This is a genomic window from Mesorhizobium sp. B2-7-2 (genome assembly GCF_006440775.1).
GTDB lineage: Bacteria > Pseudomonadota > Alphaproteobacteria > Rhizobiales > Rhizobiaceae > Mesorhizobium.
This window is the reverse complement of sequence record NZ_VFTZ01000028.1, coordinates 22,595-44,427: the sequence shown is the minus strand read 5'-3', so window position 1 is coordinate 44,427 and position 21,833 is coordinate 22,595. Positions and strand designations below refer to the sequence as shown.

Below are 21,833 nucleotides of genomic sequence, written 5' to 3'. Positions count from 1 at the left end.
CCGCGCGAAATCAATTCCGTTGCGCTGGCGACGGCCCTAAAGCAAGGTGCGTGAAGAGGCAATATGATGAACCCTTCCCTGCTCTGCGCCCTGATGCTCTCGATCACCGCCATGCCGGCAGGCGCGGCCAGTCTGGTCAAGACCTACAGCTATTTCAGCGTCGGCGGCCGCACGCTCGACGATATCCAGAACCAGCTCTCGAAAAACGGCCCCGAGGTGAAGAGCACCGGGTCGCGGCATCCCGGCGCCACGCAAATGGCCTTCACCACCCGCATCAGCTACGCGCAGAGCGCCGGGTCCTGCCGTGTCGCCGACGCGGCCGTCACCGTGAAGGTCAAGGTGATCCTCCCCGAATGGCGGCGCCCGCGCAAATCCGATCCCGGCGTCAGGCTGGTCTGGGACACGCTCTCGGCCGACATCAAGCGGCATGAGGAGCGCCATGTCGAGATCGCCAAGAACCATGCGCGCCTGCTCGAGGATGCACTGAAGGCACTCCCCCCGCAAAAGACCTGCGAGCAGGCGAAGGTCAACGCCGCCGCGGTCCAGGCAGCCGAGCTCGCCATGCATGATCAGGACCAGGTCCGCTTCGACCGCGTCGAGAGCGTCAATTTCGAAAGCCGTATCCTTCGGCTGATGCGCTACCGGATGGAGCGTGTCGAAGCCGGCCAGTTGCCGCCGCCTTGACTTGAGCGCCGAGCCCTATCCGGGGCCAATTTCATCCAAGCATGGTGCCAGACCGGAAAAACTTTCGAGTGATGGTCGAAATCGGCCTATATCGAACGACATAATGCGGGTTCGAAGCGCCAAAGCCTCGGGTCCACGATGAGAAATGACAGGTGCGACCGGCCAAAGCCGTCTTGGCGCACCAAGTACCAGCCTTTGAAAGAATGATGCATGGACCAGACCGTCGAGAACCAGACGATGGCGCCGGAAGCCGCGCCGATCATGAGCGAGAGCGAGAAGAATGCCATCATCGGCGGTGTGCTGTTGTCGATGCTGCTGGCGGCCCTTGATCAGACCATCGTAGCCCCTGCCCTGCCGACGATCGCCGGCGCGCTCGGCCATGCCGAGTATCTGCCGTGGATCGTCACCGGCTATCTTCTGACCGCAACCGCGATGGCGCCGCTCTACGGCAAGATTTCCGATGTCTACGGACGTCGCCCCGTCATCTACGCCGCCATCCTCGTCTTCCTGCTCGGGTCGCTGGTCAGCGCGCTTGCTCCCAACATGCTGGTGCTGGTCATCGGCCGCGCCATCCAGGGCGCCGGCGGCGGCGGTCTCTTCGCGCTGGCCCAGACGGTCATCGGCGACCTCGTGCCGCCGCGCGAGCGCGCCCGCTATGCGGCCTGGATCGCAGGCACTTGGGCGGTCGCCAGCGTCGCCGGCCCGCTGCTCGGCGGCGTGTTTGCCGAGCATCTGCACTGGTCGCTGATCTTCTGGATCAACCTGCCGATCGGCTTCTTGGCCATGGCCATCATCAACAACCCGTTGAAGAAGCTGCCGGTCGCGGCCAAGAACCATCGCATCGACGGCTTGGGCGCCGTGCTGCTGGTTATCGCCACGACGCTTCTGCTCCTGGCGCTCAGCTGGGGCGGCAGCGCCTATCCCTGGTTCTCCCGCGAAATCCTTGGGCTGGTTGCCTGTTCGGCGGTGTTCTGGGCCTTCTTCGCGCTCAGGCTGCTCAAGGCGGCCGAGCCTTTGATCTCGCTCGAAGTCTTGGGCAACCCGATCGTGCTCGCCGGCACACTATCGATGTTCCTGCTGCAGGCCGCGAACATCGGCGCGTCGGTATACCTGCCGGTCTATCTGCAATCGGTCGTCGGGCTTTCGGTCAGCGAATCCGGCACCGCGATGCTCGGCCTCCTGCTCGGCACGGTCGCCGGCGCGACCTTCAGCGGCCGCACGATCCCGCGCTTTGTCCATTACAAGCGCATCGCCATGATCGGCGTCGGCCTGGCCATCGTCTGCATTGGCGTGCTCAGTGCCATTGCGGAACACGCCTCGCTGCTCGAAGTGGAAATCCTGACCACTCTGATCGGCCTGGGCAGCGGAACGACATTCCCGGTTGCCACCGTCTCGGTCCAGAATGCCGTCGATCGCGCGCATCTCGGAGTCGCGACGGGCGTTCTGACCTTCCTGCGCACGCTGGGCGGCGCGCTCGGCGTGGCCATGCTCGGCGCCGTCGCGCTCGGCTACGGCCTGCCATTGTCCTCAGAAGGCTCGCAGACGCATATCCATCCGGCATCGGCGTTGCCGTTCGTGATGATATTCGTCGCCGCCGGAGCAACGCTCGTCCTGGCGCTGATCACGCTGGCCCTGATGCCCGAAAAGGAACTGCGCGGCCACGACGAGCAAACCGCGCCCGCGCTTGCGGAGTAGATCGTTTGAAGGTGTGTTGAGATTCAGGTCAGGCCGAGTCGAGAAGGGCAGTTTCCGAGAACCGGCCTACGCCGGCCGTAGCCTTATTTTAGCCGCCCCGCCATTCGTGAGGGCTTCGGCCGGCGAAGGCCGGAAGCGCAGGAAGCTGCCGTTCGCAGTCCGGCATCACCTGAATATCAATACGCCTTAATCATGCACGCCGAGCTTCTTTTGCAGGCTGGTCGACGAGGTCGTGTACTGAAAGACGATGCGCTCGCCCGGGCTGACGATCCGCTTGGCGGCCTGCGCCATCAGCGCCACTTCATGGAAGCCTGACAGGATCAGCTTGAGCTTGCCCGGATACCAGTTGATGTCGCCGACGGCAAAGATGCCCGGGATCGACGTCTGGAACTTCTCGGTGTCCACCGGGATCAGGTTCTCGTGCAGGTTAAGGCCCCATTCGGCGATCGGCCCGAGCTTCATGGTGAGGCCGAAGAATGGCAGCATGCGGGTGCACGGCACCTCGACGTCGCCATCCGGGCCGCCCTTGATGGTCGCCGACGACAGCTGACCGCCGCCGCCGGCAAGGCCGCTGACCTGGCCGACCAGGAATTCGAGCTGCTTCATCTCATGCATGGCATACATCTTGTTGACGCTGTCGGGCGCGGCCCGGAATTCCGGGCGGCGATGCACCAGCGTCACGCTTTTGGCGATCGGCTGCAGGTTGAGCGTCCAGTCGAGTGCGGAATCGCCGCCGCCGACGATGACGAGATCGTGGCCGCGAAATTCCTCCATGCGCCGGACCGAATAGAACACGCTCTTGCCTTCGTACTCCTCGATGCCCGGAATGGGCGGACGCTTGGGCTGGAACGAGCCGCCGCCGGCGGCGATCACCACCACCTTGGCCTCGAACAATTCACCTTCGTCGGTGGCGACGCGGAAACTGCCGTCCTCCAGCTTTTCAAGGCTCGACACCATGCGGTTGAAGGTGAAGTCCGGCTTGAACGGATGGATCTGCTCCATGAGCTTGTCGACCAGGCCTTGCGCGGAGATCGTCGGCCAGCCGGGAATGTCGTAGATCGGCTTTTCAGGATAGAGCTCGGCGCATTGGCCGCCGGGACGATCGAGAATGTCGATCAGATGGCATTTCATATCGAGCAGACCGAGCTCGAACACGGCGAACAGGCCGATCGGCCCTGCCCCGACAATGAGAACGTCCGTTTTGATGGTATCGGTCATGCGCTGCGCCCCGATTGGGAAAGCGGCGAGACTGCATGAGCTGTCGGCCGCTGCCAAGCTGCCGGCGCAAAAGAAAATTGGAAAGTCGGCTCTAACCCTGGCGCGCGGGGACCCGAACCACCAGCCCGTCCAGCGCGTCGCGCACCTTGATCTGGCAGGAGAGGCGTGAGTTCGGCTGGACCTCGTAGGCGAAATCCAGCATGTCCTCCTCCATCGCCTCCGGCTCGCCGACCTCCGCCGTCCAGGCTTCGTCGACATAGACATGGCAGGTCGCGCAGGCACAGGCGCCGCCGCATTCGGCTTCGATGCCCGGAACCGCATTGCGGATCGCGTTTTCCATCACCGTCGAGCCGTTTTCGGCTTCCACGTCAAACCGGGTCCCGTCATGGGCGATGTAAGTCAGCTTGGTCATTAAGTCACCTGAGGAGTCGCAGCCGAGATAATCACTCTGCCGGACAAGTCAACTGCGGCGCGAAAGCGCCACGAAATGACGTTTTTCAGAAAGGTGGGATACTAGCGGCTGATGCCTGCGATGAAGTCGCGCACTTCCTCGATCAGCGTGCTGAGCCGCTTGAGCGCCCGGACGTCTTCCGGCTGGGTTTCGATGATCGCGGCGCAGTCGGCCACCGCAAAGGCGCCGATGCCGCGCGCCGAGCCTTTCAGGCCATGTGCCAGAAGCACCCTTTGCCTGGCGTCGGCATCCGCGATCTGGTCACGGACCGACAGCGACTGGTGCACGAACAGCGCCAGCACCTCGCGTTCGAGGTCGCGGTCGCCCATTGTCTGGCGTGCCAGATGGCCGAGATCCACCGGTCGGGCTCCAGCCGTTCCGGAGGCGTCGCCCCCCGGCATGGAAAACGCAATACCACTTTCGCCACGCATACGCACTGCAACTCCATCAAGCGGGCAGACGGGCCCGCGAAAATAGGCGCTCCCGGTCGCCAACGGGTTAACGACTGCAGAGGAAAAATGTTGTCACGGAGGCAGCCGGATCACGTCTCCGTTAACCTTATATTTAAAGTTTTACGTATCGCCCGGAATGCATGTTTTCTTTACCCCAGTGTGTCATTACGATACGAAGGTCCATTTTTCAGCCTCCTGCGCGGGATAGACAAGCCAGAATCAGGCCAAAATCATAAGTCCCGCGGCAGCTAGTACAGGGTAGCGAAGGCATGGCTAAGAAACCAACGACGACGAAGTCTCTCGAGAATGACGTGGCCGCGGAACTGGAAAAGGCGCTTGACCTTGACCTTAACGGCGACGAAGGCGGCCTCGACATGGCGGCGTCGATGGAGGATCTCGAAGCGCAGATTTCGGCGGCGGCCGACGAGCTGGCGCGCGAAGGGCGCAGCCAGAGGACGGAGCCGGCAAACAATCCCCAGCCTGCCAGCCCCCAGCCTCCCAGGGCGCCCGCGGCCAAGCCGGCCGAGTTGCGCCCGGTCGAGCCGCGCAATGGGCAGCCGTCCGGCTTTACGCCTCCCGCCGGCTTCACGCCCGCCAATGACGACCGCCAGAAGGACTACAAGACGCTGCTGCACAGCCTCAACCGCCGTGCGTCGAGCACCGTCTACTGGGTGATCGCCTTTATCTCGCTGGCCTGGATCGCCGGCGCCGGCGGCCTGGCCAACCTGTTGTTCGGCCCCGGCATCTGGAACATCCGTACCTTCGACCAGTTCTTCGCCCGTCCCGAGCTGATCGGCCTGGTGGTTGCCGCGATCGTTCCGGTCATCCTGTTCTGGGCGTTCGCCGCCATGATCCGGCGCGCGCAGGAAATGCGCCTCGCCGCGCAATCCATGACCGAGGTCGCCTTCCGCCTGGCGGAGCCCGAAAACCTCGCTCAGGACCGTGTCATGATGATTGGCCAGGCCGTTCGCCGCGAGGTGGCGGCCATGGGCGAAGGCATCGAGCGCACCCTGGCCCGCGCGGTCGAGCTAGAAACGCTCGTCCACGGCGAAGTAAGCCAGCTCGAACGCTCCTATTCCGAGAACGAGGCCCGCATCCGTTCGCTGGTCGACGGTCTCGGCAGCGAGCGCGAGGCGGTCGTCACCCATGCCGAGCGGGTGCGCGCCTCCATCGCCAGCGCTCACGAGACGCTGCGCGACGAGATCGGCTCGGCCAGCGACATCATCCGCGACTCGATCCTCAACGCGTCGACCAAGCTGTCGATGACGATCAACAATTCCGGCGACACGCTGATCGACCGCATCAATGAAAGCTCGACGTCGATCTTCGATTCCGTGGAATCGCGCCTGGACAACATCACGGACCGTCTTTCGACCTCCGGCGAGGCCTTCGCGAGCCTCCTCGACACCCGTATCGCCAAGCTCACCGACACCACGGACGGCCTGACACGCTCGCTAACCGACCTGCTCGACGACCGCACCAACGGCATGGTCTCGCTGCTCGGCGGCGCGGCGCGTACCTTGAGTTCGGAGTTCGAGACGAGCCTCAGCGGTATCGAGCGGACGCTGGCCGAACGCGGTCAGGCGCTGATCAGCGAATTCCAGACCCGCGCCGAAGCGCTCGACACCGGCACGCAGAAACTCAACGCCGCCCTCGAAGCCCGCGCCCGCCAGATCAACGAGACGCTGGTCGAGCGCGCCCGCGAGATCGCGCACACCTTCGCCGACAGCAAGGACCAGCTGACGTCGATGATCGATCAGGGCAAGACGCAGATCGGCGCCGACATGGCGGATATCATCTCGTCGACTTCCTCCATGCTCGAAGCCCGCGCCACCGACTTCGCCGGGCGCATGGAAGCGGCCCGGCATGTCGTGTCGCGCTCATTCGATTCCGACATCCAGCGGCTGGCCGATGCCCGTGTCGGCATCGAGGAAGCCGTCGAGAACCACAGCCGCGCGCTTTCGGAGAGCCGCGAGCGCATGGCGGCCGCCATGCAGGAAGACTTGGCGAAATTCGCCGAAGGCCGCGTGGCAATCGATGCCGCCGTGACCAACCAGGTGCAGAAGCTGGCCGAAGGCCGCGGCCTGATCTCGCGCGCGCTGGAAGAAGACCTGCGCAAGGTCAACGAGTCGCGCGCCGCCATCGATGCGTCGCTGGGCAGCCATCTGGAGCAGCTCGAAGAAGGCCGCAACCGCCTGTCCCAGGTCTTGAACGAAGACTCCGGCAGGCTCGTCCAAGCCCGTACGATGATTGACGAAATGGTCGCCGGCCATGTCGGGAAGCTGGCCGAGGGCCGCAACATCCTGGCGCGCGCCCTGGAGGCCGATCTCAACAAGCTGCAGGACAGCCGCGCCTCCATCGACGGCCTTGTCGCCGGTCAGGTCGAGAAGATCGCCGAGGGCCGCGCCGTGCTCGCCAAAGCGCTCGAAACCGACATCATCGGCATCCGCGGCCTGATCGAAACCCACTCGACCAGGCTCGCCGAGGACCGCGGCGAGCTCAGCCGCGCCCTTGAAAGCGATCTGAGCGGCATCCGCGGCCTGATCGACAGCCACGCCGGCAAGCTCGCCGAGGACCGCAGCCTGCTGTCGCACACGCTGGAAGCCGACCTCGCCAAGCTCGCCGAAAGCCGCGCCTCGATCGACGGCCTTGTCGCCGGCCAGGTCGAGAAGCTCGCCGAAGGCCGCGACATCCTCAAGCGTGCTCTGGAAGCCGACCTCAACGCCATCAAGGGTGCCATCGCGGGACATTCGGACAGGGTGCTGGAAGATCGCTCACAGCTTTCGAAAGCGCTTGAAACCGACCTGCAGGCCGTCAGCGGCGCCATCGCCGACCATCAAAACCGGCTCGTTCAGGACCGTTCCGTGCTGTCGAAATCGCTGGAGGACGATCTCGCCAAGCTGGCGGAGAGCCGCTCCAGCATTGACGGGCTGGTCGCCGGCCAGGTCGAGAAGCTCGCTGAAGGCCGCGATATCCTCAAGCGCGCGCTGGAAGCCGACCTCAACACAATCCAGGGCGCGATCGTCGATCATTCGCAGAAGATCACCGGTCACCGCGCCGAGCTTTCGCGTGCGCTGGAGACCGATATGGCTAATGCCAGCGGCCTCATGCAGACCCATGCCGACCAACTGTCGCAGAACCGTGCGACGCTGTCCAAGGCGCTCGAGGACGATCTTGCCAAGCTCGCCGAGAGCCGCGCCGGCATCGACGGCCTGGTCTCCGGCCAGGTCGAGAAGCTCGCGGAAGGCCGCGACATCCTCAAGCGTGCGCTGGAAGCCGACCTCGCCAAGCTCGCCGAAAGCCGTTCCTCGATCGACGGCCTGGTCGCCGGCCAGGTCGAGAAGCTCGCCGAAGGCCGCGATATCCTCAAGCGCGCCCTCGAAGCGGACCTTCAGAAGCTGACGGAAAGCCGCTCGGAGATCGACGACGTCATCGCCGGCCATGTCGGCAAGCTGTCCGAGGGCCGCAACATGCTGGCCAAGGCCCTCGAGGACGATCTCGTCAAGCTTGCCGATGCGCGCAAGGACGTCGACCGTTCGGTTTCCGGCCATATTGATCAGATCGCTGCCCGAAGCAGCGATATCTCGGCGGCGATTGCCGCCGATGTCGAGAAGATCGAGCAGGCCTTCAGCCGGCAGACCGGTGTCATCGAGGAGCGCGCCGGCACCATGGAGCGTGCGCTGTCGACCGGCGTCGACAATGTCCGCGGCGTGCTGGAAAAGACCGCGGTCTTCGTGGCGGGCGCGCTGCGCGACAAGGTCATGGAAATCACCAGCACCCTGCACGAGCAGGCCGGTGCGGCTTTCAGCGACGCCGACCGCAAGATCGCCGAACGCGCCGAGCAGACTTCCGCCGCGCTGCTTGCCAGGGCCGAGGACATCGCGCAGGCTTTCGAGGCGGCGGACCGCCGCTTGCACGAGCGCGCCCAGGATACGTCCAACATGCTGATGGCGCGCGCCGACGATGCCTCCAACTCGCTCATGGCCCGCGCCGAGGAAACCGCCGACAAGCTGGCCGCACGCGCCGGCGACATCGCAAACACCTTCGACGCGGCCGACCAGAAGCTCGTTGCCCGCGCCGTCGAAACGGCGCAGTCGCTGGCCGCCCGCGCCGGCGACATCCTGCGCAACTTCGAGGGCGCCGACGAGCGGCTTTCGATGCGCATCAGCGAATCGGCCGAAGCGCTGGCCGCCCGCGCCTCGGACCTCGGCCGCATCTTCGACAGCGCCGACCAGCATCTGATCTCGCGTATCGCCGAGGGCTCGGAAGCACTGTCGTCGCGGGCGTCCGAAATTGCCCGTATCTTCGACGACGCCGACAGCCGTCTGGTGTCGCGTATCGCCTCGAGCACCTCGACCATCGGCGAGCATGCCGACACGATCGTCGGCGCCTTCGCGGCGACCGAACAGCGCGTCGCCGACCGTGCCCGCCAGACCGGGCAGGAGCTTGCCGTGCATGCCCGCGAAATCGAGCAGGCGCTGGCCGGAGCCGACGAGCGGCTGGCCGCAAGCGCCTCGGCCGCGGCCGCCCGTGTCGAGGATCAGGTGGCGAGCGTGGAAAACCGCTTCGCCTACACCGCCGAGACCATGGGCCAGAAGCTCAACGAGCAGGTCTCCAGCGCCGAGGCCCAGCTCATCTCACGCGCCAATGTCATCGCCGAGACCTTCACGGCGGTCGGCCAGCATATCGGCCAGAGCACCAACGAGGCCGCGCGCACGATCGGCGCCAACACCCGCGAGCTCAACACCATGCTCGCGGCGCGTTCGGCAGAGATGGCGAAAATCCTCGACGAGACGGCCAAACCGCTGGTCGAGCGCTTCGCCCAGGGCGGCTCCGAGCTGCAGCGCAGCATGGAAGAGGTCACCGAACGGGCGGCCGAGAAGCTGCGCAGCGAGAACACCAACCTCGTCAATGCTCTCGCCAGCCGCACGGCCGAGACGCTGTCGGCTGTCGAAGGCGCCCGCTCGTCGCTTGCCGACAGCGTGGCCGATCTTATCGGCCGCATGACCACCTCCAGCGCGCAGCTCGGCCAATTGATCGACCAGGCTGCCGTCAATCTCGGCCAGGTCGAGGAGCGGCTCTCCGGCAGCACGCAGAGCTTCGCCACGACCACGGAGAAGGCCGCCCAGACTTTCGCCAGTTCGGCGCGTCTGGTCGATTCCAACACGACGCGGCTCACCGACCTGTCCTCGGCGACGCTGCGCGAGGTGGCCTCGATCGCGACCAAGTTCGACGAACACAGCCGATTGCTCTCCAGCGCCTCGAATTTGCTCAGCTCCGCGCAAAGCAATCTTGAGCACACGCTGGAGCGTCAGTCCTCGCTGGAAGACCTCGCCGTCGGCCTGGTCAAGAAGTCGGAAGACCTCGAGAAGGTGATGCGCTCCTTCGAAAACCTCGTCGGCCAGACGATGCAGACCGCGGAGGGCCGCACGATGGAATCGGCGGAAAAGATCCGCACCGCCATCGCCGACGTCGTCGATTCGGCGACACGCCGCTTTGCCGACGCGACCGAAGAGATGCGTCGCACCGCAGGCTCGATCAAGAGCGAGCTCGACCTTACCCGCGCCGAGCTGAAGAAGGGCGTGATCGAGATGCCGGAAGAGGCCAAAGAATCGACCTCGGCCATTCGTCGCGCTGTCGCAGAGCAGATCAATGCGCTCAAGGAACTGTCGGATATCGTTGCGAAATCCGGTCGCAGCGGCAGCAGCGAACAGAGCGAGCCACGCGGTCTGCGCCCTGCTCCGCAGGCGCCGGCCCGAGCCGTCGAACCGCCGCTGCGCCGTCCCCCGGCCCCGCAGCCACAGCAGCAACCGCAACCAACGGCCCGCGCTCCGCAGGCGCCGCTCGCCGAGACCACGCTGCGCGGCACGCTCGACCTTGAACGCCCCGCCGAGGCGCCGCGCCGCGATCCGAACGGCAAGCCCGCGCAGGGCGGATGGGTGCGCGACCTCCTGACCAATGCCTCGCGTGAGGAAGAGCTGCGGCCGGCAACGCCGGCGGAAGCGCCGCGCGCGACGCCTGCCCAGCGCTCGCCGCTGCATGTCATGGAATCGCTCAACTCGCTCTCCGTCGACATCGCCCGCGCCATCGACCATGATGCCTCGATCGAGCTCTGGAACCGCTACCGGCGGGGCGAGCGCGACGTCTTCACCCGTCGCCTCTACACGCTGAAGGGCCAGCAGACCTTCGACGAGATCCGCCGCAAGTATCAGGCCGAGGCGGAATTCCGCGCCGCGGTCGACCGTTACTGCGAGGATTTCGAGAAGCTGCTCAAGGATGTCTCGCGCAACGACCGCGACAACATCATGGCGCAGACCTACCTCACGTCCGACACCGGCAAGGTCTACACCATGTTGGCCCACGCCAGCGGCCGGCTGCACTGAACGGCCGACAAGTCTGAAAAGAAAAGGCGGGCCTCGGCCCGCCTTTTCTTTTGTCCGTCGATGATGGAGCCGGTGTCCCGGCGCCTTGGCAATCACTGTCAGATCGTCGAATCCGTCCAGTGGACGATGTCGGTCGCCGCCTGGCCGAAGGCGCCGTCCAGCGCGCTGACGTAAGCCGCATTGCCGCTGCCAGAGACCGGGGCGCTCGCGGTGAAGCTCTTCGAGGCACGCACCTCGCCGTTGCGGTCGTTCAGGATGCGCACGAACAGATCGACATCGGCATGCCCGCCGCCATTGACGCGCACCTCGAAGGAGCGCACCTCGACTATGATCTGGTAGTCGATCGCCAGCCCCTCGCCTGGCTTTCCGACGCCGGCAAAGCTGCCGGAGCGCTGGAAGGTTTCGGCCAGCCTCGCCTGCACGATCAGCGGCAGCCGGTCCGCCCATTGCGCGCCCTTGAGGAACTGGATCGACCGGTCGGAAGGCCTGATGACGATGTTCTGGCTGTCCAGCGCCTTGAGCGCTGACGGCTGGGCGATCAGGATCTGGCGGCGGCTGTGGGCACGCACATCGAGCGACGGCGCGGACAGTTCGAATGTGTCGAGCGGCGCCGGCTTGCCGCCCAGTGCCGCGCAGCCGGCGACCGCAAGCACCAGCAACGCTGCGGCGGACGATCTCAAACTACCCGCAACCACCCCGATCGACTTCACGCGTGATCCCCGCTGTCCCCGGATCTTACGATCAACCCGCATTTGCGGTTCATTTCTTGACGGTCGCGGCGGTCGAAGTCAACGCCGTGCCCTTCCATCGAACTGCCGGACCTCGCCGGCGCCGCCGGACAGAATGCGCTGCGGGTTGCGGCTGAGATCGGTTACCGCTTCCTCGATGCGATTGATCGAGCGCCGGCTGTCCTGCACCAGCCCCTCGACGTTCTGCAGGCCCTGGCCGGAGAAGCGCGACAGGTTGTCGACGATTGTGCCGAGGCGGGAGTTCAGCGTGTCGGCCACCTGCTTGAAGGATTTCAATGTCGCCCTGGCATCGGCCATGACACCGTTGGCCTCGCCGGAGCCAAGGAGCTTGTCGACCTTGACCAGGATGCCGTCGACGCGCACCGAGGCATCGTTGAGCCGCTGCGCGAGCTGGCGGGCGTCCTTGATGGTCTCGTTGATGTCGTCGGAACGGTTGGCGATCTTGTCGGTGACCTTGGCGATGTCGGACGCCGCCTTGTCGGCGTTGGCGCTGGCCTTTTGAATGTTGGCCAAAGCGGCCTTGACGTCGGCCGGGTCGATGCCATCGAGCACGCCGTTGACCTTGGCCAATGTGCCTTGCGTCTGCTTGGCGAAATCGTTGATCGAGCTGACCGCCGTGTTGACGTTGTCGATGACGGTATCGAACTGCTTGCTGGTCTCTTTCAGGTTCGTGGTCACCGTGTCGACATTGGCCACGATGCTCTTGATCTGGTCCTTGTCGACGGAATTAAGCAGGCCTTCGGCTGCCTTCAGCGTGCTGTCGAGCCGGCCCGAGACATTCTTCAGCTGATCCGAAAGCGAGCTCACCGCCGACAGGAACTTGTCGATGCCGTCGGAATTCTTGGCCAGCGCGTCCGAGAAGGTCTCGACGTTCTTGACCGTCTGCGTCAGCGGACCGCGAACGTCCTTGGTGAAGCCTTCGAGCTCGCCAAGCACCTTGTCGGCGCGGGTGAAGATGTTCTGCGCCGTCTGCAAAAGGTTGGTGACCGCGGACGGATTGGCGACGATTTCGGCGACCTTGCCTTCCTTCTCCGCTTCGTCGAGCAGCCTGGTCTCCTTCGGATCGGCGCCCTTGAGCTCGATATTGGCCTGGCCGCTGAGGCCCGTCAGTCCGATATCGGCCTGCGTCGATTTGGTGATCGGCGTCCAACGGGCGATTTCGGTGTCGGCGATGGCGACGGTCGGATCGTCGCCGTCGATATAGACGTTCTTCACGTCACCCACCCTGACGCCGTTGAACAGCACAAGGCTGCCGCGGCTGAGGCCGGAAGCCGAGCCTGGGATGCGCACGCGCAGCATTGCCGTTTCACCCCTTTCGCCGATCGCCGCTGTCCAATAGACGAAGGCGAAGGCCGCCAGGATCGCACCCAGCGTGAAGATGCCGACAATAATGTAGTTGGCTCTTGTTTCCATCGCCCCACTTATGGCTATGCGCGCGCCGCAAGATCAAGTTGCCGGGCGCGTTTTCCGCGGAAATAGGATTTCACCCACGGCTCGTCGCTCTTCAGCATGTCGTCGATCGTGCCTTCGACCAGCACCTTCTTCTTGCCGAGCACCGCCACGTGATCGCAGGCGGTGAACAGCGTGTCGAGATCGTGCGTGACCATGTAGACGGTCAGATCCATGGTGTCGCGCAGCTTGACGACAAGCTCGTCGAACTCGGCGGCGCTGATCGGGTCGAGCCCGGAGGTCGGCTCGTCGAGAAAGACGATGTCCGGATCGAGCGCCAGGGCGCGCGCCAGCGCCGCGCGCTTGATCATGCCGCCGGACAGCTCGGAGGGAAATTTCTGCGCCGCATCGGCCGGCAACCCGACCAGCTCGATCTTGAGCATGGCAAGCTCGTCCATCAGCGCCCTGGGCAGGTCGAGATATTCACGCATCGGCACCTGCACGTTTTCCAGCACCGTCAGCGCCGAAAACAGCGCGCCATGCTGGAAAAGGACGCCGAGCCGCATATCGATGCGCAAACGGTCCGCGTCGCTTGCCTTGTCGACGTCGACGCCGAACAGGCTGATCGTCCCCGATTGCTTCGGCATCAGTCCCAATATGGTGCGCAACAGCACGGATTTGCCGGCGCCCGAAGCGCCGACGAAGCCGAGGATTTCCCCGCGCTTGATATCGAGCGAGAGCTTGTCGAGGATCACCTTGTCGCCGATGGCGACGGTGACATCGCGAACCGAAAGCACGATTTCGTTGTCATTCGTGTCCTGCGCTGCCGTGGCGCCGTTGCCGTTCGCCATCTCAGAACCCGATCGCTGCGTAGAACATGGCGAAAAGCCCGTCGAGGATGATGACGACGAAGATCGACTTCACCACCGACGCGGTCACGTGCAGGCCCAGCGATTCGGCGCTGCCGCCGACCTTCATGCCCTCGACCGACGCGATGATGCCGATGATCAGGGCCATGAACGGCGCCTTGATCAGGCCGGCAAAGATGGTGCTGAGGTCGATGGCGACGCGCAGCCTGTCGATGAACGCGGCCGGTGGGATATCGGAATAGAGCCAGGCGGCGACGATGCCGCCGCCAAGCGCGGCAAAATTGGCGATGATCGTGAGGCATGGCAGCCCGATCACCAGCGCGACGAGCCGCGGAAAGACCAGCACGCCGATCGGATTGAGGCCGATCACCTTCAGCGCGTCGACCTCCTCGCGCATCTTCATCGAGCCGATCTCGGCGGTGATGGCGCTGCCCGAACGGCCGGCGAGCATGATCGCCGTCATCAGCACGCCGAGCTCGCGCAGGATCAGCACGCCGACAAGGTCGACGACGAAGATGTTGGCGCCGAAATAGCTGAGCTGGTAGGCGCCCTGCTGGGCGACGATTGCGCCGACAATGGCCGACATCAGCACCACCACCGGTATCGCGCCGACGCCCATGCGATCGATCTGGTTGAAGATCGCGGCCGGGTTGACCGCGTGGCCGCGGCCGAGCTTCATCTGCGCGCCGCGGATCGTGGCGCCGAGGATGTTCATCGAGGCGAAGAAATCGTCGCGCATCTCGTAGACACGCCGGCCAACCAGCTCCAGCGCGCGCAGGATGATGTTGGGCGGTCCGGACGGACCCGATTCGGGCTCCCGGCGAACCGCATCGCCGACCGCGCCGAGCAGAATCGAAGCGATCTCGCTCTGCCCCTGCAAATGGACCTCGACGCCTTTCTTCTCGAAGGCGCTGGCCAGCCGGTCGATAAGCCATGCGCCGGCGGTGTCCATCTTTTCGATGTGGGAAAGGTCGAGCATCAGCTGTTTTGCGCCGCTTCTCTGCTCGATCCTGCGCATGTCGGCATCGACCAGCGCCACGGTGCGCGTCGTCCACACGCCGGAAAAGGCGCAGCCCAGCACGCCCCCTTCCTCGCCCACGGCGATGCGAGGCCGGTGCTCGGCGTCCTTGGGCTCGCCGCTTGCGTCGCGTTTGCGGATGGTCAACATGGCGTCCTGTTTAGCGTGACCGGACTGGCGTGTCGATTTGCCGGCAGACCGGTGTCGCACAGCCGGAGAAGAAAATTATGGCGCGTGTCATTTCGGTCGAAATGGAGCGATTCCCGATCGCCGGCACCTTCACCATCTCGCGCGGATCCAAAACCGAGGCCGAAGTCATCACCGTAACGATCGCTGACGGGGGACGTTCCGGGCGCGGCGAGTGCGTGCCGTACAGGCGCTACGGCGAGACCATGGAGGGGGTGCGCGCGACCATCGAGGCCATGCGCGATCCGATCGTCGCCGGCATCGACCGGACCGCCTTGCTCGCGGCCATGCCCGCGGGCGCCGCGCGAAACGCCATCGACTGCGCCCTTTGGGACCTGGAGGCCAAGCTGACCGGCACACCTGTGGCAGCGGCAATCGGGGCCCTTCCGATGAGGCCGCTGGAAACCGCCTACACGCTGTCGCTCGCCGAACCGGACGCCATGGCGGCGCAAGCGCGCGCCAATGCCGGGCGACCACTGCTCAAAGTCAAGATCGGCGGCGACGGCGACATGGCAAGGATCCACGCGGTGACGGAAGCCGCTCCCGATAGCCGCATCATCCTGGATACCAACGAGGGCTGGACCGACGAAAATGTCGAGGCGAACCTTGCCTTCGCCGCGCAGCACGGCGTCGCGCTTGTCGAACAGCCGCTGCCGGCGGGCAAGGACGACATCCTGCGCCGGATCGCGCATCCGGTGCCGGTCTGCGCCGACGAAAGCGTGCACGCGGCAAAGGACCTCGATGCGCTGGTCGGCCTCTACGACGCCGTCAACATCAAGCTCGACAAATCCGGAGGCCTGACCGAGGCGTTGAATTTGCGCGACCGCGCGCGCGAACTCGGCTTCGGCATCATGGTGGGCTGCATGGTCGGCACTTCGCTCGCCATGGCCCCGGCGGTGCTGCTCGCGCAGGACGCCGACTTCGTCGACCTCGACGGTCCGCTGCTGCTGGCACGAGATCGCGAGCCCGGTCTCGTCTACCGGGGATCGCTGGTTTCACCTCCCGACGGGGTGCTTTGGGGCTGAACGGGAAGCCAGGCCTATCAGCACCATGCCGACGACCGCGATCGGGATCATCGCCCAGAAACCGTCGACGCCCAGGCGATCATAGAGCGGGCCTGAAGCGAGCGTCACCGCCGCCATGAAGAAGCCGTTGAAGAAATAGGCGATGCCTTGCGCGGCGCCCGTGCGCTCCTCGGAGACCGTTTCGCCGATCATCTTCTGCAGGCCGATCAACACCATCGCCACCGATACCGAATGCAGCGTCTGGACCCCGAAGAAGCCGGCGATGCCCAGGCCGAGCGGCCAGACCAGCGGAAAGGCGATCCAGCGCACGATCGAACCGATGCCGGCGATCACCATCACCCTGGCAACCGAGATCGAAGCAAAAATACGATTGAAAAACAGAAACATGCACACTTCCGACACCACGCCCCAGGCCCATAGCAGGCCAACGACGGAATCGCCGATTCCGATCGATTTCCAGTAGATCGAGACGAAGCCGTAGAGGAAGGCATGGCTGGCGGTGATGATGCCGACGCCGAGTGTGAAATAGAGGAAATAGGCATTGAACAGGGTCGGCGCCTTATGCTGGATCTCGGTCGCCGACAGCGGCGAGGCCTTACGCGGCCGCCCCATGCGCGGCGACAGCAGCGCCGCGACCAGGGCCGCGCCGAGCGCAATAAAGATGATGACCGGGACCGCCTGCGGACCCGTGGCCGCCAGGATGAATCCGCCCACGACATTGGCGCACAGATACGAGATCGAGCCCCATTTGCGCATTGCCGTGTAATTCGAGCCGAAACGGCGCACGCCCGAAAGCGCCAGCGAATCGGCCATCGGCGAATGGGGCGTCCAGACGATCGTCAAAAGCAGCGACACGGCGAGCACGACGGCATAGGTAGCCGGCAGGAAATAGCCGGCAGAGATGACCATGGAGGCTGCAACCACCGCGATATAGACATCGGCGCGATCGCGGGCCCGGTCGGCAAGCGCGGTCAGCATCGGCGTCGTCAACACGCGCAGGAACATCGGCGCGGCCAGGATGACCGCAATCTGCTCGGCGTGAAAACCTTTCGCCTGCAGCCAGAGCGGAAAGTAAGGCAGATGCGTGCCTTGCGAGACGAACAAGGTCGCGAAGATCAGGCTCATGCGCAGTTCGAAATGGCTCGGCTTGACAAGCTGTTCGGGCGATAGCGGCGGCAGCGACATGAATCGATCCAATTTCGCTGCATTCGACTCCCATGCAACGTGTCTGGATCCCTAACATGCGGCAAAGCGCGACGGAACCGGCTGGACCAATCGATCGAGGGCTAGACTGTTGACGGAAGGGCCTGGGGAAGCGAGCGCGGCCAGCTTGAGTGCGAAAACAATAGGCTGAACCGGGAAAAAGACAGCTGCGCTCAAGCCGCCTGAGCCGCCCTGCCCTTGAGGTCGATGATATCGACCGGCACCAGCGCTTCATTGCCGGCCGACGCCTCAGGGAGCACATGCGCCCAGGTCAGGATTTCCATGCGGCCGTCGAAATGCTCGACCACCGCCGTGCAGCTTTCCACCCAGTCGCCGGTGTTGATGTACTGCACGTCGCCGTAGTTCTCGATTGCGGCGTGATGGATGTGGCCGCAGATCACGCCGTCGACATGCGAGCGCCGCGCCTCTTCCGAAAGCACGGTCTGGAACGAGCCGATGAAGTTCACCGCCTTCTTCACCTTGACCTTCGCCCATGACGAGAACGACCAGTAAGGCAGGCCGAGCAGATGGCGCAGTTTGGTCACCGCGCGGTTGATCAGCATCGCCGCGTCATAGGCATAGTCGCCGAGATAGGCCAGCCAGCGCTGGTTGTGCACCACCGTGTCGAATTGGTCGCCATGGATGACCAGCAGGCGCCGGCCGTCGGCGGTCTCGTGGATGGCGCGGTCGGCGACGACGATGCCGCCGAAATGCACGCCCTGGAACTGGCGGGCGAATTCGTCGTGATTGCCGGCGATATAGGTGATCGAGGCGCCCTTGCGCGCCTTGCGCAGCAGCTTCTGCACCACGTCGTTGTGGCTCTGCGGCCAATGCCAGTTGCGCCGCAGCCGCCAGCCATCGACGATATCGCCGACCAGATAGATGATCTCGGCGTCGTGATGACGCAGGAAGTCGATCAGGAAATCGGCCTTGGCCGCTTTCGAGCCGAGATGCACGTCGGAAATGAACAGGGCGCGGAAAGTGCGGGGCTCTGGGTCGGACATCACGATTTTACCCTTTGCTTTCGCGTGCCTATGCCCCGATTCATGCAACAACCGTATGACGGTTGCGGTTGGTCCAGCCCAAGCGCTAGCTTGCGCGCAACACAATCAGGAGAAAACCGTCATGGATCTCGGCATTCGCGGCAAGAAAGCCATCGTCTGCGCCTCGAGCAAGGGACTGGGGCGTGGCTGCGCCATGGCGCTTGCCGAAGCCGGCGTCGACCTCGTCGTCAACGGCCGCAACGCCGAACTCGTGGCCAAGACCGCCAAGGAGATCCGCGATCTATTCGGCGTCGATGTCATCGAAGTCGCCGGCGACGTGTCGAAGCCCGAGGTGCAGAAAACGATGCTCGCCGCCTGCCCCGATCCCGACATTCTGGTCAACAACAATGGCGGCCCGCCGCTGCGCGATTTTCGCGAGCTCGACCGCAGCAAGATCCTTGAGGGCGTGACGCAGAACATGGTCACGCCGATCGAGCTCATCCAGGCGGTGATCGACGGCATGGCCAAGCGCGGCTTCGGCCGCATCGTCAACATCACCTCGCTGTCGGTCTATGTGCCGATCCCCGGTCTCGACCTGTCGTCCGGCGCGCGCGCCGGCCTGACCTCGTTCCTCGCCGGCGTGGCGCGGACGGTCATGGACCGCAACGTCACCATCAACAGCCTGCTGCCCGGCAAGCTCGATACCGACCGGCTGCGCGGCCCGCATGAGGCCGGCACCCCGGAAGACCCGGCCGCGGCCGCCGCGCGCAAGGCCCGCATCAGTGCCGACGTGCCGGCAAAACGTCTCGGCACGCCGGAGGAATTCGGCCAGATATGCGCCTTCCTCTGCTCGGTCCATGCCGGCTACCTCACCGGCCAGAACATCCCGGTCGACGGCGGCCTCTACGTCAGCGCGTTTTGACCGCCGCCAATCCAAAGGCTTGAGGCTTACAGCCCAACCATGTGGAATCGATTGATTATTTTCGCTCCGGCATTGTGAAGGCCGCAGTCCGCTATTTGCCGTCGCGAAAACTCTCCGGCACATGCTAAAAGGCTCCCAAATCAGGAACAGAGGGAGGGCCGGATGGACGGCGAGAACAAGAAAACGGCCCGGTCGGACCTCGACGAGGCCGCCCTCTTCTTCCACAAGCACCCGACGCCTGGGAAGCTCGAGATCCAGGCGACGAAGCCGCTCGGCAACCAGCGCGACCTGGCGCTTGCCTATTCGCCGGGCGTGGCGGCGCCCTGCCTCGAGATCCGCGACGATCCGGCCACTGCCGCCGACTACACCGCCCGCGCCAACCTCGTCGGCGTCGTCTCCAACGGCTCCGCCGTGCTTGGGTTGGGCAATATCGGTCCGCTCGCCTCGAAGCCGGTCATGGAAGGCAAGGCGGTGCTGTTCAAGAAGTTCGCCGGCATCGACGTCTTCGACATCGAGATCGACGCGCCCGAGATTGAGCGGATGGTCGAGACGATCGCGGCGCTCGAGCCGACCTTCGGCGGCATCAACCTCGAGGACATCAAGGCGCCTGAATGTTTCGAGGTCGAGGAGCGGCTGAAAGCCCGCATGGGCATCCCGGTCTTCCACGACGACCAGCATGGCACCGCGATCATCGTCGCCGCCGCGGTGCTCAACGGGCTGGAACTGGCCGGCAAGACGATTTCCGACATCAAGATCGTCACCTCCGGCGCGGGTGCGGCGGCGCTCGCCTGCCTCAACCTTTTGGTCTCGCTCGGCGCCAAGGTGGAAAACATCTGGGTCACCGACCGTTTCGGCGTCGCCCACAAGGGTCGCGTCGAAGAGATGGATCGCTGGAAAGATCCCTATGTGAAGGATACCGAGGCGCGCACGCTGGCCGACGTCATCTCCGGCGCCGACGTCTTTCTCGGCCTTTCCGCCGCCGGCGTGCTGAAGCCGGAGTTGCTGCAGCACATGGCGCCGAAACCGCTGATCCTGGCTTTGGCCAATCCCAATCCCGAGATCATGCCGGAAGTGGCGCGCGCCGCGCGGCCGGACGCCATGATCTGCACCGGGCGCTCGGATTTTCCCAATCAAGTCAACAACGTGCTGTGCTTTCCTTATATCTTCCGCGGCGCGCTAGATTGCGGCGCCAGCGCCATCAACGAGGAGATGAAGATGGCGGCCGTGCGGGCGATCGCCGCCCTTGCCCGCGAGGAGCCTTCGGATGTCGCGGCGCGCGCCTATTCCAGCGAGACGCCGATTTTCGGCCCCGATTTCCTGATCCCCTCGCCCTTCGATCCGCGCCTTATCCTGCGCATCGCGCCGGCGGTGGCGAAGGCTGCCTGCGACACCGGCGTCGCAACGCGGCCGATCGCCGACTTCACCGCCTATATCGACAAGCTCAACCGCTTCGTCTTCCGCTCCGGCCTGGTGATGAAGCCGGTCTTCTCCTCCGCCAAAACCTCGAGCGCCAAGCGTGTCATCTATGCCGACGGCGAGGACGAGCGCGTGCTGCGCGCCGCGCAAGTGGTGCTGGAGGAAGGCATCGCTGAACCGACCCTGATCGGCCGTCCGCATGTGGTCGAGGTCAGGCTGAAGCGTTACGGCCTACGCATCCGTCCGGGCGTCGATTTCGCCCTGATCAATCCGGAGGACGATCCGCGTTACCGCCATTATGTCGACCTTTTGATCGAACTGGCCGGCCGGCGCGGCATAACGACGGAGGCCGCCCGCACCATGGTGCGCACCGACAACACGGTGATTGCGGCCCTGGCGCTGAAGCGCGGCGACGCGGACGCCATGGTCTGCGGCCTTGAAGGCCGCTTCGAACGGCATCTGCGCAATGTCGCGCTGATCATCGGGCCCCGCGCCGGCATCAAGGACCGGGACCTGTCGACGCTGTCGATGCTGATCTCCCAGCGCGGCATCATCTTCCTCACCGACACGCATGTCTCGGTCGATCCGACGGCGGAGGAGATCGCCGAGATGACGGTGCTGGCGGCGGAGGAAATCCAGCGCTTCGGCATCGAGCCGAAGGCAGCGCTTCTATCCCATTCGGATTTCGGCTCGCGCGATTCCCCGAGCGCGCTGAAGATGCGCCGCGCGGCGGAAATCCTCGGCCGCATCGCGCCCGGCTTGCAGTGCGACGGCGAGATGCATGCCGATACCGCGCTGTCGGAGCATCTGCGCCAGCGCGTCTATCCGCATTCGCGGCTGAAGGGCGAAGCCAATCTTCTGGTCTTCCCGAACCTCGATTCGGCCAACATCACGCTGACGGCTTTGCGCGCCATGATGGACGCGCTGCATGTCGGGCCGATCCTGCTGGGCACGGACAAGCCCGCGCACATATTGACGCCGTCCGTAACCTCGCGCGGCGTCGTCAACATGACCGCGCTTGCGGTGGTCGAGGCGGCGCATAAGGCGCAGGCGCTGGTCGACCTGAATTGAGGCGGCGCGCCAAAGCGCAATTGTGTCGGGTTGCACACTAGGGAACAGTTAACCACGAACGCGATAGTCTTCCGGCCACGGGCAATCGGGATTCCAGGCGGATGAAGGGGCTGAAGCTG

At 64.7% G+C, this 21,833-nt stretch carries 15 protein-coding genes; 6 read left to right on the top strand and 9 right to left on the bottom strand.

Annotated features, from left to right (window positions below):
• Positions 1-63 precede the first annotated feature (63 nt).
• Both FJ425_RS27280 and FJ425_RS27275 read left to right on the top strand, forming a co-directional pair.
• Positions 64-684: a DUF922 domain-containing protein gene (locus FJ425_RS27280; RefSeq protein ID WP_140627674.1), complete on the top strand. Its 621-nt coding sequence runs from the start codon at positions 64-66 to the stop codon at positions 682-684.
• A 210-nt stretch (positions 685-894) separates the two neighbouring features.
• The gene (locus tag FJ425_RS27275) at positions 895-2,379 is read left to right on the top strand and encodes an MDR family MFS transporter (RefSeq protein ID WP_140627672.1); all 1,485 of its coding nucleotides are present in this window, start codon (positions 895-897) and stop codon (positions 2,377-2,379) included.
• 186 nt (positions 2,380-2,565) lie between these two features.
• On the opposite strand, the gene FJ425_RS27270 is transcribed toward FJ425_RS27275, so the two are convergent.
• The 3 genes from FJ425_RS27270 to FJ425_RS27260 form a co-directional block, all read right to left on the bottom strand.
• Entirely contained in the window at positions 2,566-3,597 is a 1,032-nt protein-coding gene (locus FJ425_RS27270; RefSeq protein WP_140542793.1) for an NAD(P)/FAD-dependent oxidoreductase, read from the bottom strand.
• A gap of 91 nt (positions 3,598-3,688) precedes the next feature.
• Positions 3,689-4,009 carry a 2Fe-2S iron-sulfur cluster-binding protein gene (locus FJ425_RS27265; protein WP_095765250.1) on the bottom strand — a complete coding sequence of 107 codons (321 nt, stop codon included), beginning with the start codon at positions 4,007-4,009 and terminating at the stop codon, positions 3,689-3,691.
• 101 nt (positions 4,010-4,110) lie between these two features.
• A complete protein-coding gene (locus FJ425_RS27260) occupies positions 4,111-4,479 on the bottom strand; it encodes an Hpt domain-containing protein (protein WP_140542794.1) in 369 nt (122 codons plus the stop codon).
• Between the two features lie 290 nt (positions 4,480-4,769).
• Here FJ425_RS27260 and FJ425_RS27255 point away from each other — a divergent pair, with 290 nt between their 5' ends.
• On the top strand, positions 4,770-10,883 hold the full coding sequence (locus tag FJ425_RS27255) for a kinesin (RefSeq protein ID WP_140727325.1): 6,114 nt from the start codon (positions 4,770-4,772) through the stop codon (positions 10,881-10,883).
• Between the two features lie 98 nt (positions 10,884-10,981).
• Here the strand turns inward: FJ425_RS27255 and FJ425_RS27250 are convergent, their stop codons facing one another.
• The 4 genes from FJ425_RS27250 to FJ425_RS27235 are packed head-to-tail and all read right to left on the bottom strand — an operon-like array spanning position 10,982 to position 15,058.
• The gene (locus FJ425_RS27250; protein WP_140727323.1) at positions 10,982-11,635 is read right to left on the bottom strand and encodes an ABC-type transport auxiliary lipoprotein family protein; all 654 of its coding nucleotides are present in this window, start codon (positions 11,633-11,635) and stop codon (positions 10,982-10,984) included.
• Between the two features lie 36 nt (positions 11,636-11,671).
• Positions 11,672-13,045 (bottom strand): MlaD family protein, encoded by a 1,374-nt coding sequence (locus FJ425_RS27245; RefSeq protein ID WP_140727321.1) that lies wholly within the window; start codon positions 13,043-13,045, stop codon positions 11,672-11,674.
• A 14-nt stretch (positions 13,046-13,059) separates the two neighbouring features.
• The gene (locus FJ425_RS27240; protein ID WP_140727319.1) at positions 13,060-13,872 is read right to left on the bottom strand and encodes an ABC transporter ATP-binding protein; all 813 of its coding nucleotides are present in this window, start codon (positions 13,870-13,872) and stop codon (positions 13,060-13,062) included.
• A 1-nt stretch (position 13,873) separates the two neighbouring features.
• The gene (locus FJ425_RS27235) at positions 13,874-15,058 is read right to left on the bottom strand and encodes an ABC transporter permease (RefSeq protein WP_140727317.1); all 1,185 of its coding nucleotides are present in this window, start codon (positions 15,056-15,058) and stop codon (positions 13,874-13,876) included.
• A gap of 77 nt (positions 15,059-15,135) precedes the next feature.
• Here FJ425_RS27235 and dgcA point away from each other — a divergent pair, with 77 nt between their 5' ends.
• Positions 15,136-16,119, top strand: coding sequence for an N-acetyl-D-Glu racemase DgcA (dgcA, locus tag FJ425_RS27230; RefSeq protein WP_140727315.1), 984 nt, complete (start codon positions 15,136-15,138; stop codon positions 16,117-16,119).
• Here the strand turns inward: dgcA and FJ425_RS27225 are convergent.
• Positions 16,090-17,304 carry an MFS transporter gene (locus FJ425_RS27225; protein WP_140727313.1) on the bottom strand — a complete coding sequence of 405 codons (1,215 nt, stop codon included), beginning with the start codon at positions 17,302-17,304 and terminating at the stop codon, positions 16,090-16,092. The two genes, dgcA and FJ425_RS27225, sit on opposite strands and share 30 nt — an antisense overlap.
• Positions 17,305-17,495: 191 nt before the next feature.
• The gene (locus FJ425_RS27220; protein ID WP_140727311.1) at positions 17,496-18,326 is read right to left on the bottom strand and encodes a UDP-2,3-diacylglucosamine diphosphatase; all 831 of its coding nucleotides are present in this window, start codon (positions 18,324-18,326) and stop codon (positions 17,496-17,498) included.
• 121 nt (positions 18,327-18,447) lie between these two features.
• Here FJ425_RS27220 and FJ425_RS27215 point away from each other — a divergent pair, with 121 nt between their 5' ends.
• Positions 18,448-19,227 (top strand): SDR family oxidoreductase, encoded by a 780-nt coding sequence (locus tag FJ425_RS27215; protein ID WP_140727309.1) that lies wholly within the window; start codon positions 18,448-18,450, stop codon positions 19,225-19,227.
• A gap of 162 nt (positions 19,228-19,389) precedes the next feature.
• A complete protein-coding gene (locus FJ425_RS27210) occupies positions 19,390-21,714 on the top strand; it encodes an NADP-dependent malic enzyme (RefSeq protein ID WP_140727307.1) in 2,325 nt (774 codons plus the stop codon).
• The last annotated feature ends 119 nt before the right edge of the window (positions 21,715-21,833 follow it).

Excerpts from the sequence above, each read along its gene's own strand:
- FJ425_RS27280 (WP_140627674.1), top strand. The coding sequence starts at position 64 with ATGATGAACCCTTCCCTGCTCTGCGCCCTGATGCTCTCGATCACCGCC.
- FJ425_RS27275 (WP_140627672.1), top strand. The coding sequence starts at position 895 with ATGGACCAGACCGTCGAGAACCAGACGATGGCGCCGGAAGCCGCGCCG.
- FJ425_RS27270 (WP_140542793.1), bottom strand. The coding sequence starts at position 3,597 with ATGACCGATACCATCAAAACGGACGTTCTCATTGTCGGGGCAGGGCCG.
- FJ425_RS27265 (WP_095765250.1), bottom strand. The coding sequence starts at position 4,009 with ATGACCAAGCTGACTTACATCGCCCATGACGGGACCCGGTTTGACGTG.
- FJ425_RS27260 (WP_140542794.1), bottom strand. The coding sequence starts at position 4,479 with ATGCGTGGCGAAAGTGGTATTGCGTTTTCCATGCCGGGGGGCGACGCC.
- FJ425_RS27255 (WP_140727325.1), top strand. The coding sequence starts at position 4,770 with ATGGCTAAGAAACCAACGACGACGAAGTCTCTCGAGAATGACGTGGCC.
- FJ425_RS27250 (WP_140727323.1), bottom strand. The coding sequence starts at position 11,635 with ATGCGGGTTGATCGTAAGATCCGGGGACAGCGGGGATCACGCGTGAAG.
- FJ425_RS27245 (WP_140727321.1), bottom strand. The coding sequence starts at position 13,045 with ATGGAAACAAGAGCCAACTACATTATTGTCGGCATCTTCACGCTGGGT.
- FJ425_RS27240 (WP_140727319.1), bottom strand. The coding sequence starts at position 13,872 with ATGGCGAACGGCAACGGCGCCACGGCAGCGCAGGACACGAATGACAAC.
- FJ425_RS27235 (WP_140727317.1), bottom strand. The coding sequence starts at position 15,058 with ATGTTGACCATCCGCAAACGCGACGCAAGCGGCGAGCCCAAGGACGCC.
- dgcA (WP_140727315.1), top strand. The coding sequence starts at position 15,136 with ATGGCGCGTGTCATTTCGGTCGAAATGGAGCGATTCCCGATCGCCGGC.
- FJ425_RS27225 (WP_140727313.1), bottom strand. The coding sequence starts at position 17,304 with ATGTCGCTGCCGCCGCTATCGCCCGAACAGCTTGTCAAGCCGAGCCAT.
- FJ425_RS27220 (WP_140727311.1), bottom strand. The coding sequence starts at position 18,326 with ATGTCCGACCCAGAGCCCCGCACTTTCCGCGCCCTGTTCATTTCCGAC.
- FJ425_RS27215 (WP_140727309.1), top strand. The coding sequence starts at position 18,448 with ATGGATCTCGGCATTCGCGGCAAGAAAGCCATCGTCTGCGCCTCGAGC.
- FJ425_RS27210 (WP_140727307.1), top strand. The coding sequence starts at position 19,390 with ATGGACGGCGAGAACAAGAAAACGGCCCGGTCGGACCTCGACGAGGCC.